General features: G+C 38.4%; 11 protein-coding genes and 1 pseudogene. 10 read left to right on the top strand and 2 right to left on the bottom strand.

Going from position 1 to position 12419, the window contains the following annotated elements:
* Window positions 1–9 precede the first annotated feature (9 nt).
* The 3 genes from CQZ94_RS09380 (at window position 10) to CQZ94_RS09370 (ending at window position 2022) form a co-directional block, all read left to right on the top strand.
* Window positions 10–918, top strand: a complete 909-nt coding sequence (locus tag CQZ94_RS09380; protein WP_105585187.1) for an iron-hydroxamate ABC transporter substrate-binding protein — start codon at window positions 10–12, stop codon at window positions 916–918.
* A 226-nt stretch (window positions 919–1144) separates the two neighbouring features.
* On the top strand, window positions 1145–1696 hold the full coding sequence (locus CQZ94_RS09375; RefSeq protein WP_105585186.1) for a GNAT family N-acetyltransferase: 552 nt from the start codon (window positions 1145–1147) through the stop codon (window positions 1694–1696).
* Window positions 1697–1794: 98 nt separating this feature from the next.
* Window positions 1795–2022: a coiled-coil domain-containing protein gene (locus CQZ94_RS09370; RefSeq protein ID WP_002111012.1), complete on the top strand. Its 228-nt coding sequence runs from the start codon at window positions 1795–1797 to the stop codon at window positions 2020–2022.
* A gap of 70 nt (window positions 2023–2092) precedes the next feature.
* On the opposite strand, the gene CQZ94_RS09365 is transcribed toward CQZ94_RS09370, so the two are convergent.
* Window positions 2093–3418, bottom strand: a complete 1326-nt coding sequence (locus CQZ94_RS09365; RefSeq protein WP_105585185.1) for an ArsB/NhaD family transporter — start codon at window positions 3416–3418, stop codon at window positions 2093–2095.
* Window positions 3419–3680: 262 nt separating this feature from the next.
* On the opposite strand from CQZ94_RS09365, the gene CQZ94_RS09360 reads away from it, so the two are divergent.
* Window positions 3681–4031 carry a YojF family protein gene (locus CQZ94_RS09360; RefSeq protein WP_098220375.1) on the top strand — a complete coding sequence of 117 codons (351 nt, stop codon included), beginning with the start codon at window positions 3681–3683 and terminating at the stop codon, window positions 4029–4031.
* A gap of 15 nt (window positions 4032–4046) precedes the next feature.
* Entirely contained in the window at window positions 4047–4709 is a 663-nt protein-coding gene (gene bshB2 / locus CQZ94_RS09355) for a bacillithiol biosynthesis deacetylase BshB2 (protein WP_105585184.1), read from the top strand.
* A gap of 70 nt (window positions 4710–4779) precedes the next feature.
* On the opposite strand, the gene CQZ94_RS09350 is transcribed toward bshB2, so the two are convergent.
* Entirely contained in the window at window positions 4780–6012 is a 1233-nt protein-coding gene (locus CQZ94_RS09350; RefSeq protein ID WP_105585183.1) for a MerR family transcriptional regulator, read from the bottom strand.
* Window positions 6013–6198: 186 nt separating this feature from the next.
* On the opposite strand from CQZ94_RS09350, the gene CQZ94_RS09345 reads away from it, so the two are divergent.
* From CQZ94_RS09345 to CQZ94_RS09325, 5 genes and pseudogenes are all read left to right on the top strand, one after another.
* Window positions 6199–7485, top strand: coding sequence for an NAD(P)/FAD-dependent oxidoreductase (locus CQZ94_RS09345; RefSeq protein WP_105585182.1), 1287 nt, complete (start codon window positions 6199–6201; stop codon window positions 7483–7485).
* A 13-nt stretch (window positions 7486–7498) separates the two neighbouring features.
* Window positions 7499–8971, top strand: a complete 1473-nt coding sequence (locus tag CQZ94_RS09340; protein WP_105585181.1) for an aldehyde dehydrogenase family protein — start codon at window positions 7499–7501, stop codon at window positions 8969–8971.
* A 45-nt stretch (window positions 8972–9016) separates the two neighbouring features.
* Window positions 9017–10435, top strand: coding sequence for an MATE family efflux transporter (locus tag CQZ94_RS09335; RefSeq protein ID WP_105585180.1), 1419 nt, complete (start codon window positions 9017–9019; stop codon window positions 10433–10435).
* Window positions 10436–10479: 44 nt separating this feature from the next.
* Window positions 10480–10761: a cupin domain-containing protein gene (locus CQZ94_RS09330; protein ID WP_105585179.1), complete on the top strand. Its 282-nt coding sequence runs from the start codon at window positions 10480–10482 to the stop codon at window positions 10759–10761.
* Window positions 10762–10947: 186 nt separating this feature from the next.
* Window positions 10948–12408: pseudogene (locus CQZ94_RS09325) on the top strand (CoA-acylating methylmalonate-semialdehyde dehydrogenase).
* The last annotated feature ends 11 nt before the right edge of the window (window positions 12409–12419 follow it).

Here is a 12419-nt window from a genome sequence, read left to right as displayed (position 1 = left end):
GGAGAACATATGAAAAAGAAACTTTCCATTTTATTTAGCATTATGTGTATTTTCGTTTTATCAGCATGTGGTCAAACGAAATCTAGTGAAGAGGCAACTAAAAAAACAGGAAAAAGTAATGATCCAAAAATTGCTTCGATGTCTATTCACTTAACGAATAATTTACTTGCATTAGGAATTACACCAGTAGGTTCTGTTATTGGTGGAGATTTAAAAGATTTCTTACCGCACGCAAAAGAACGGCTGAAAGATACGAAGAAACTTGGTGTTGTAACAGATCCAAATATGGAAGCATTACTACAATTAAAACCATCTGAAATTTATGTTGATGAAAAATATGCTGGCAAAGATTTAGCGAAATACGAAAAAATTGCAAAAACACATTCTTTCAATTTAGATGAAGGCACGTGGAGAGATCATTTAAAAGAAGTTGGTAAGCTTGTAAACCGTGAGAAAGAAGCAGATAAATATATTCAAGACTATGAAGAACAATCAAAACGAGTAAAAAGTTTAATAGATAAAGAACTAGGTAATAACGAAAAAGTAATGGCAATTCGCGTTACTGCAAAAGAATTACGTGTATTTAGTACGAAAAGACCGATGGGACCAATCTTATTCCAAGACTTAGGATTACAACCTGCAAATGGTGTAGAGAAAATTGATGGAAACCGTCCTTTCGAAGTAATTTCACAAGAAGTATTACCTGACTTTGATGCGGATGCTATTTTCGTTGTCGTAAATAGAGACGATAAAGCAAAAGCAGCATTTAAACAACTTCAAGAAACACCGATTTGGAAAGATTTAAAAGCTGTTAAAGGTAAGCACGTATACATTATTAATGACCAACCATGGCTTGACTATTCTGCCTTAGGTAACAAAATAGCAATGGATGAAGCGGAGAAAATGTTTACGAAGTAATATCGTTTGGTTGTTAGGAAGGCCCTCTAAATTTGGAGGGTCTTTTTATCGTTGTTATTGTTAGAATAAATGAAAAATTATACAATGAAGTTAATTCAATGTAGAGGAGATGTGCCAATGTCGGCGCTTATTGTAAGTATCCCATTAAAAAAAAACAGTTTATGGAACAAGGGGATAAATAGGCTAGAATTACTGTCCCCGCTATTTTAAAAAAGGGGAGTTTCAGATGACAATTAATCTTTTTCGAGATAAAACAATTAAATTATCAGCTATTAGAGCAACGGATGCTGAAGTAATGGCTGTGTGGCAAGAGGATAGTGAGTATTTAAGAAATGTAGATACAGATTTAGCATTCCCGCAATCTTTACATGAAATATCAAATGATGAACTACTAAAGGGACGGAGATCAAATAGTATTTCTTTCATGTTAAGAACAGTTCAAGATGATCGCTTAATTGGTTTTGTTGCAATTCATGGCATAGAGTGGAATAACAGAACAGGTTTATTAGCCATTGGAATAGGGGATGCAAATGATAGGGGAAAAGGATATGGGAGAGAAGCAATACATCTTATTTTAAAGTATGCTTTCTATGAAATAAATTTACACCGGGTTGGTCTCGATGTTATTTCCTATAATAAAGCTGCCGTTGCACTGTATAAAAAGATGGGTTTTCAGATGGAAGGATGTATGAGAGAAGCAGTTCAAAGAGATGGAAAGTGTTTTGATCGTATGATTATGGGGATATTGCGGGATGAATGGATAGTGCTGCAAGATTAAAAGTACATTCCATATTATATATGTAGTATGCAGGAGATATAACGGTAATTGGCGAAAATTTACAGTGCACTGATTGAATTTATAAGGAGTTATGCGAGATGAACTTAGAAAAAAGTAAGCCAGTAAACGAAGAGGTCGCTGAATTAAAAGAACTAATTAAAGAACTACACGGAAGTGTACATCAACTTCAAAGTGAAGTCCAACAACTAAGACACGAAAGACCGGTTGTTGAAGTGAGAAAAGGTGTTCAATTATCACCGGCAATCATCGGACAAATTGGTGGTATGATTTTAGGTGGATTAGCAATTATAGGTATATTCTGGTGATGAAAAAGGTTTGCAGCACTATGCTGCAAACCTTTTGTATTTGACGATATAATTTCATGCAATACAACCTTTACATTAAATAACGCAAATAAATGTAAGCATGTGATAACAATAGCGCAATGATTGTTAATGGGAAACCGATTTTTAAGAAGTCCATATAAGAGAATCCATGTCCTTCACGTTTTGCAATACCAGCAACGACTACGTTTGCTGATGCTCCGATTAACGTTCCGTTTCCTCCTAAGCAAGCTCCGAGAGATAACGCCCACCATAGTACTTCGATTTGCGGAGAGTCGACAGATAGTCCGAGTCCTGTAGCTAAATCTTGAATAAGCGGGATCATTGTTGCGACAAATGGGATATTGTCGATCGTCGCAGATGCGATGCCAGATACCCATAAGATAAGTATCGCAGCGAAACCGATGTCACCGTTTGTTACGTCGATTACTTTTTTTGCGAGTGAAGAAATAAGTCCGATATCAATTAACCCGCCAACGAGAACGAATAGTCCGGCGAAGAAGAAAATGGTTACCCATTCAACGTGGGCGAATATATCTTCAATATCATGTTCTTTCACGCCGATTAACATAAGGAGTGTAGCACCTGTCATCGCAATAACGGCAGCGTCTACATGAATAATAGAATGAAGTACAAAGCCTAAAATAGTTAGTCCTAAAATCGTAATGGATTTTAAAAGGAGGCTTTGATCTTTAATATAATCTTTTTCATTTAATGCCATTAGTTTATCGATTTGCTCAGTTGTTGTTTTTAGTTTGTTACGATACATGAAGTAAATAATACCGAGTGTAACGATAGAAATAATGATTACGATTGGAGCTAAGTTTAATAAGAAGGCATTAAAGTCTAAATGCTTATTAGCTGATCCAATCATAATGTTAGGCGGATCACCGATTAATGTTGCTGTTCCGCCTATATTTGAAAATAGTACTTCTGAAATTAAATAAGGAACAGGGTTTACTTTTAAAATACGTGTAATGGATAGTGTAACAGGTACGATTAATAATACGGTTGTTACGTTGTCCAAAAATGCAGAACCAACAGCGGTTAATAGGGATAGTAATAATAAAATGCGGATTGGTTTTCCGCCAGCTGCTTTTGCTGCTTTAATGGCTACAAATTCAAATACGCCTGATTGACTCGTAATATGTACGAGAATCATCATCCCAATTAAAAGGGTGATCGTTTCCCATTGAATATGTGATGTGAAAGCAGTATGTAAATCTACAATTCCAAAAATAATCATAATAACAGCACCGAATAGTGCGATTACAGCACGATTCAATTTCTCAGAAATAATAAAACCGTACGTGACTAAAAATACGGCAATTGCAAAATAATATTGCCAATTTGCTACTTCATGTGCTGATTGTTCCAAGCATGTCACCTTCTTTAAAGTATGTATTCAATTGTCGAAATGTATCTCACTGCATTAACATGGGATAAAATATATTGTAGCAAATTCAAAAAAGAAAGAAAACTATTTAACAAAGTGAAGGAAAAAATGTGATTTTTACATATCATATAAAAAATATAAAAAACACAGTGCAAATTATTAGGAAAAGTGAGCGTTGTCCTCTAATATAGAGATAGCAATTTACATTATTTTTGCGTAAAATGGTTTAAAGAGGTGAATTCCGATGGAAATAGTAAAAGATAGTTCTCTTATTCAAAATGAAATTGAACGTTTTGTAAATAAAGATGTATATATTCATTTAGAAACGACGAATGGAGCGTATGCGTCACACTTTAATGAAAAGATGATGACAGTTGGAGCATTCATTCGAAATGCAATTATTCGCTTTGAGCGCGGGAAAATAACTGGAACAAACCCATACCGAGTTGGTTTGAAAATGGATCATGGCTGGGTATATGCAGAAGGCATTACGCACTGGGAAATAGACGATAAAGAGCGTTTATTACTAGCAGGGCATGATAACCAAGGTCGCTTAGCGGTAGCGCTTGAGTTAAGCTTAACACCATTTAAGTAAGAAGGAGGGAAACTTATGGAGAGACATGTACTTGTTGTATTTCCGCATCCAGATGATGAAGCATTTGCTGCGGGAGGAACAATTCGCTTATTAACAGACCAAGGAGTACCTGTAACGTATGCATGTGGTACTCTTGGACAAATGGGACGTAACATGGGGAAAAATGTATTCGCTAACCGTGAAACGATTCCAAATATCCGTGAAAAAGAATTAAAAGATGCATGTGAAGCGATGGGGATTCAAGATTTAAGAATGCTTGGTTTCCATGATAAAACGTTAGAATTTGAAGATGTTGATTTTGTTGCAGATAAAATCGAAGCGATTATTCAAGAAGTAAATCCATCTCGAATTATTACATTTTATCCAGAACACGGAGTACATCCAGATCATGATGCATTTGGCCGCGCTGTAGTTCGCGCTGTATCGCGTATGCCAAAAGAAGAGCGTCCAGTCATTCATGCGGTTGCGATTACGAGAAATCGCGAAGCTGTTTTAGGTGAGCCGGATGTTGTAAATAATATTAGTGAAGTATTTGAATATAAATTAGCTGCACTAGGCGCGCATCGTTCACAAACAGAAGCAATGCTTGAAGAAACACATGCAAAAATAAAAAACAAAGATGCAGCAACATTAAAATGGCTGCAACTTGAACAATTTTGGACTTATAAATGGGAGTAGGCTAGAAGGATCTCTTCTAGTATCTCTTACATATAAAAAGCGCCGTCACTTGTGATGGCGCTTTTTTGTGCTATTTTTTCGTACTAGCCAAATACATGAGCATGTGGAATTTTTCGTCTATTACATGATAATCAAAATAAGGTCCTGGATCTGTACAGTAACCGATATTTTCACTTTGCGTGATTTGAAATTTGTGGCCTGATAAATTTTCTTCTAAGTATTTTGGATATAAAATATGTTCGTGAGAATTTGGATATAAGGCTGAAATATTTTTCAAGGATTTGGCCGGGCTATCATAATACGAGTATCCGCCGACAATTGTTGAACTGCTATGTAAATAGTTTTTTAGAACGTGAATTGGGAACTGCGGATTGAGTAGTGAAAAATCAGTTACTGAAAAACTATCCACAAAAACATCGATGCTAAGCGGTTTCAATGGCAGATTTAAATCGGAATTTAAAATATAAAGGACGCGTGGCTTCGGATTCATACGCTCAATTCTGTTTCTAACCTTCTTGAGCATCGCAAGCGAGTAGCCACTGAATACATAGGATGCGCTTGGTTCAAGAACATCGATATATTTGGGTAGTGACACAAAAGCGTCAACGTTTGTTTCCACAATTAATTTGTTTGTCAAATCTATATTTTGTAGAACTTTTTGAAACTGAAAATTAATTTTTTCAAATAAGTTAATCATTTTGGGATTGATCTCTTTAATCGTTTCTTTATCGTAAAAATAAGATGGATAAGGAGACGTCTCGTACAAGTTCGCAGTAATGATAATACCCTCCTCGATAGCTGCTTCGTACCCACAGTTACAAGTTAAACTCCCCGTGTGAATGTAGACTTTTTTAATCGTTACATCTTTTATTTCAAGTGGAATGCGGCATTTCGGACAATAGAGCAGATTTACAAAGTCAAGCGGGATTCCTGTAATATTCTCTTCTTTGGATGAAGGCGAGCTAGTTTGAACCGCTTTTTCAATCAATTGGATAGCTTTTGATATGTCTTCTTTTTTTTGGGTCAGCTGTTCCTTTTTATCAATGAGCAAGTTGTTGTAGTAGTCGATATCCTCATGGTCCGAGAAGTTTGTGACACGCCGATATGATAAAATTCGTTGGATTTCTATCAATGAAAAATGAAGTTTTTTCAGCTCAGTAATAAAAGCCATGTCGTCGAAACACAATTGGTTCATTTGATACTGGGTGTTTTTTTTGTCTGGTATTAATAATCCTAGTTCAATGTAATAACGAACGGTATCAGTCGTAACATGAAAAAACTTCGCAAATGTACCAATTTTCATAGATGTCCCCCCAATGAAAAAAGTGGAGTTACTCCATTTTTTTCGCAAAATGAATTCAAAAAACTCTCAAATAGCTATTGACTTGGAGGAAGCTCCAAGTCATATGATTAACTTAATAAGTTTGAATATTGAGAATATTTTTGACTGTATTGTAACATACATGTCACGAAAGGAGAAGGATTAGCTATGGATAAGATGGATCATATGGATACTCTCTCACTATGGACAGCGACTGCAAACAGCTATGACAAAGGAAAACCTCTTGAAGGAAATGAAGAGGCGGATGTTGTCATTATTGGCGCAGGTTTCACAGGTCTTTCTTCTGCATATCATTTGCAAAAGTTAGGGAAGAGTGTCATTGTCCTTGAGCAGGAAACAATCGGATATGGCGCAAGCGGTCGCAACGGCGGGATGGTATTGCCGGGCTATAAGTCAACGATACAGGAGCTTGCCAAGAAGTATGGTGCCGAAGAGGCGAGACAGCTTAACGATCTTTCTCTGCTTAGTGTTGAATTAGTTAAAAACATTATCGACGAGCATCAAATCAACTGTAACTTCAGAAAGACAGGTCACATTGTGGCGGCTTACAAAGCCAAGCATTTTGAAGGATTGAAACATGAAAGTGAATACTTAAACAAAAATTTTGGATACGAATCAAGCGTGCTTAATCGAAGTCAGTTGCACCAAGAGATCGATTCCCCGCATTATTATGGCTGTTTAGTCGACAACTCGAGTTACTCGTTCCAACCACTGAACTATGCAATTGGTTTGGGAGAAGCAGCTAAATCGATCGGTGCAAAAATCTTTGAGCATTCGAAAGCACTATCTATTGAGTACGGCCGAAATAGTGTGAAAGTTGTAACAGAAAAAGGTGCTGTTACTGCGAAAGACATTATTGTGGCTACAGATGGTTACTCTGGAAAAATCATGACTGAACTGAATAAAGGCGTACTGCCAATTTCGGCACGTATTATTGCTACTGAACAGCTTCCAGAATCACTGGTGAATACCGTCATTCCTAAAGATCGCATGGTTTTTGATACAAGCAGTTTCCTTTACTATTTCAGGCGCACACCAGATAATCGGATCATATTTGGCGGTGGCGATATTCGTCCAAACTTAGGCGATGCTGTTTATCAAAATGTTTACGATGCCATGGTTAAAATAATGCCAAAACTAGAAGGAAGCAAGATTAATTTCCGGTGGGGTGGATTTATCGGGGTTACAATTGATACGTTCCCGGTTATCGGTAGATCCAAAGAAGGCGCATATTTCGCAACGGGTTATACGGGCCATGGCGCGTCTCTCTCGACATTGTTTGGTAAGTTATTGGCACAATGGATTGTTACGGGGAGTGCAGGTGGATACCGATTTGAAAAGGAACGCCTCAAATCATTCCCATTCTATAATCAGAAAACGATGCTGGTCAATATAGCACATATTGGTTTCAAACTGGTAGATATTATCGCGTAAAGGAGAGGTGTTTATGGAAATTAACATGTTCATTGACGGGAAATGGGTAGAAGCATTATCCGGTGCTAGACGAAACATTATCAATCCTGCAACGGGAGAGGTTATCGCAACGTCTGCTCATGGATCAGCAGATGATGCGAAGATAGCAATTAAGGTGGCTCGTAAAGCGTTTGACAGCGGAATCTGGTCGGATTTATCGGTTGATGAAAGAGCTGACTATCTATATAAGATTGCAGACCGTCTTGAAGAGAAGACAGCTGAAATTGCCCGTTTGGAAACTGCAAATAACGGTAAGGTTATCCGTGCAACAACCCATGTAGATATTCCGGTATCGATTCAATGCTTCCGCTATTATGCCGACTTGATCAAAGGTATGAAAAAGGAATCTTACACTCGTGCTGATTCTTCGGAAACAATTATTATTCATGAACCGATTGGTGTTTGTGGACTTATTGTACCTTGGAACTTTCCGCTTATGTTAGCTGTTTGGCAAATTGCTCCTGCACTTGCCGCAGGGAATACAATTGTAATTAAACCTGCTGACGTCACTCCTGTAAGCGTATTCAAATTATTTGAAATTATCGAAGAGGTTGGACTTCCGGACGGAGTGGCAAACTTGGTATTGGGACCTGGCTCAAAGGTTGGAAATGAGCTTGCAGAGAGCCATGATGTTGACAAAATTGCCTTTACCGGTGGAACAAAAACAGGTCAAAGTATTATGCGCGCAGCTGCGGGTAATATGAAAAAAATAACACTTGAACTGGGTGGTAAATCTCCACTTATTGTGTTCGACGATGTGGATTTTGAAACCGCAGTCGATAATGCGATGTTTGGTATTTTCCACAATGCTGGGCAAGTTTGTTCAGCTGCATCCCGTTTGCTTGTACAAGAGACCATTTACGATAAGTTTGTTGAAAGATTGGCCGAGCGTGCGAGCAAAATTGTAGTTGGCAACGGGGAAAGTGAGAACATTGAAATGGGAGCCCTCACAAACGAGTCTCATATGAATGAAGTTTTACATTATATAAAGAGAGGAATCGAAGAAGGTGCAAAATTAGTTTGTGGTGGTAAGCGCTTAACAGAAAATGGGCTTGATCGAGGGTTTTTCATTGCACCAACAATCTTTGCTGATGTAAATGCGAATATGTGTATTGTGCAGGAAGAGATTTTTGGTCCAGTCCTTGTTGTACAGAAATTTAAGGATGAGGAAGATGCCATCCAAAAAGCGAATGATTCCATTTATGGATTAGCCGGTGCTGTATTTACTGAAGATATGGACCGAGCAAAACGTGTTATTAGTAAATTGCGTGCGGGAATTACTTGGATTAATAGTTATCATCTCGCTTATGTGGAAGGCCCTTGGGGCGGATATAAGCAAAGTGGAATCGGCAGGGCGTTAGGTACTGTTGGGCTGGAGCACTTTATGGAAACGAAGCAAATCAATATCCACCAGCATGCTAAGCCTGTAGGTTGGTATGCGAATTAATTGAGCTTAACTTGCTATATAAATTATTTATAAGGGGATATGCTCATGAAAATAGTGGACAACCGTCCGTCATCAAAAATAGAGCAACCAGAAGTAATGAATAAGCCGGTGGATGATTCAGTGCTGGGAACCAAAAGTATTCCGTTACTATATTTACGGTTTGCTTTGGCAGGAATTATGGCTAACGTAATTCTAGGAGTTGTATCGGTTGTTGATGGTTATTTCGTCAGTGGCTTTCAAGAGCTGGAAATAGAAGGAATCGGAATTGGATTTACGGTCATGGTTATTACCCGTATGATTGGTGTTCTTTTGGGTGTGGGAGCCGGAGCGGTCATTTCACTTCGACTTGGAAAAGGGAAGATCGAAGAAGCTAGAAGTATTATGGGGCAAACTTTATGGTTTACTCTTTTCCTTTCCACTTTGTTAGCTATACTTGGATTGGTCTTTGAAAATGATATTATGATTTTATTCGGAGCAAGTGATGAAGCACTTCCATATGCAGTGCAATATAGCCGACTGCTATGGATTTCGTTGCCATTAACGATATTGGCCGTTGTATTAAGTATTTTAGCTAATATCGATGAAAAACCTATACTATCAATGAACAGTTGGCTAGTCGCAGCAGCTGTTGCTGGGATTGCAGAATGGATTATGGTAACGAAGTATGATATGGGGATGATGGGTTCTTCATGGGCCAATACGATTTCGCAATCAATTCCTGTTCTCCTAATCTTTTATTTCTGGTTTGGTAAAACAAAACTTAAGCCAAAAATGAAAGATATGATGATTAATCTCAAGAAGATTGGTGAAGTGGTTTGGACAGGCTTTGCATCTTTCTCGAGTCAGTTCATGATGTTTATTGCAATTATTTTCACCAACAACTTACTGCAAAGCTACGGTGGTGGTCTGCACGTTGCAGCTTTCACGATTCAAAACGGTTACATTACAAATCTCCTCGCCTTAGCAGCGCTCGGTGGGATGACAGGACTTCAACCAATTATTAGTTATAATTACGGTGCGGGCAACCTTGATCGTGTGAAACAAGCAATTAAGATGGGACTCATTTTTACAGTTTCCTTCTTTGTGATTGTGACAGCCATACTAATCATTTTTGCAGACCCAATTGTGTCATTTTTTTCTGGTGGTAATGCTGAATTGCAGAAACTGGGCATTTGGACGACAGTTATATTCAATTGTTTGTTTACGCTTAGTGCAGTTAGCTTGCTTATCTCTGGTTATTTCGAATCACAAGAGAGAAACTGGTCCGCAACGTTTATTAGTGTAAGCAAAATATTGTTGTTCATGTTACCGTTTCTATTTATTTTCCCGAAATTCTGGGGTGTAGAAGGTGTATGGTACGCTGCTCCTGCTGCAGAAATTCCAGGTGTTCTCATTGCCATATACTTTATGAAAAAAGAGTTTAAACGTTTAAAAAATACAAATGTTAAGACAGTAGATTTATAGACTTATTCCTTCAAAATTACCAATAAGAAAGAGAGAGGATCATTATGTTTTTTGCGAAAAAACTTACAGCAGAAGAAGCAGAGCAACTAGGTGCCTACACATGGGAACCATGGGTAGGCGAACCGAATAAAGGAACGTGGCATGTAGAAGAGCAGGAAGTTTTCTACGTGACAGATGGTGAAGTGTTTATTACTGTTGATGGGAAAAAATATCATATTACAAAGGACTGGATCGTTTCCTTGGCTAAGGACCTTGTTTGTGAATGGGATTGCCCAGTATTTCTGAAAAAGAATTATAAGATGAACCATGAGATTAATCTAAAATAATGTGAACTGGGGAGTGGACAAATGCTGAGAAGATGACTGCTCCTGCGTATGCAATGGATAAAATTAAGATTAGTAATGTTGAAGAAATGTATTGTAAATAAGTTTGCATACCGTCAAATGAATGCGCTTTCTTTTGTGGGTGCAATAAATACATAGGACGGTTATTTTAAAATAGGAGGCTTCACCATGGTAGTAATGAAAAATGTACAAACGTTGAAAAATTATATTGGTGGACAATGGATAGAATCCACAAGTAAACAAGTTGAAGATGTACCAAATCCAGCAACAGGAGAGATTATTGCTCGTGTGCCGCTTTCGACTAAAGAAGATGTAGATAGAGCTGTAGCAACTGCTAAAGAAGCATTCAAAACATGGAGAAGGATCGCAGTGCCTCGGCGTGCTCGGATTCTATTTCGCTATCAACAGCTATTAATTGAAAACTGGGAAGAGTTAGCTAAACTCGTAACCTTGGAAAACGGAAAAAGTTATAAAGAAGCATATGGTGAAGTACAGCGGGGGATTGAATGTGTTGAATTTGCCGCAGGTGCACCCACTTTAATGATGGGAGAGCAACTTCCTGATATTGCTACTGGTGTTGAATCAGGGATGTATCGTTACCCAATCGGAGTAATCGCAGGAATAACGCCATTTAACTTTCCGATGATGGTTCCATGCTGGATGTTTCCACTCGCGATTGCATGCGGAAATACGTTTGTATTAAAACCATCTGAAAGAACACCGTTGCTGGCTAATCGCATAGCTGAACTGTTTAAAGAAGCAGGTCTTCCAGATGGAGTACTAAATGTTGTGCATGGTGCACATGACGTCGTTAACGGCATTCTTGACAATGAGGATGTGAAGGCTGTATCTTTCGTGGGTTCTCAACCTGTGGCTGAGTATATATATAAAACAGCAGCAGCTAACGGCAAACGTGTACAAGCTCTTGCAGGGGCAAAAAATCATTCGATCGTATTAAAAGATGCGGACATTAGTTCTACAGTGAAAGAAATTACAAGTGCTGCTTTCGGTTCAGCTGGTGAACGATGCATGGCTGCGTCTGTTGTTGTCGTGGAAGAAGACGTTGCAGATGAGCTCGTTAATAGACTGCTTCAAGAGGCTAATGCTATTACTATTGGTAATGGCTTGGAAGAAGGTGTTTTCCTTGGTCCCGTTATTCGTGAAGGACATAAAGAGCGGACACTCGGATACATTCAATCCGGTGTAGAGCAGGGAGCGACACTTATTCGTGACGGACGTGAAGACGATGCAGTAAACAGCTAAGGTTATTTTGTTGGCCCAACGATTTTTGACAATGTGACACAGGAAATGAAAATTTGGCAAGATGAAATCTTCGCACCGGTTCTTTCTGTTGTACGCGTAAAAGACTTGATGGAAGCGATTCATGTTGCTAATGCATCGCCATTCGCAAATGGTGCATGCCTGTACACCGATAGCGCTAAAGCCATTCGTGAATTCCGTGAAGAAATTGATGCAGGTATGCTTGGGGTCAATCTTGGAGTTCCCGCTCCAATGGCATTTTTCCCATTCTCAGGTTATAAGAAATCCTTCTATGGTGATCTCCATGCAAATGGAAAAGATGGCGTAGAATTCTATACTCGCAAGAAAATGCTTACGGCTCGTTATTGAAAGAGTGATGT

The sequence above is a fragment of the Bacillus sp. MYb209 genome (genome assembly GCF_002975175.1).
Classification (GTDB): Bacteria; Bacillota; Bacilli; order Bacillales; family Bacillaceae_G; genus Bacillus_A.
The sequence above is the reverse complement of the archived record's forward strand: the minus strand, read 5'-3'. Positions and strand labels throughout refer to the sequence as shown.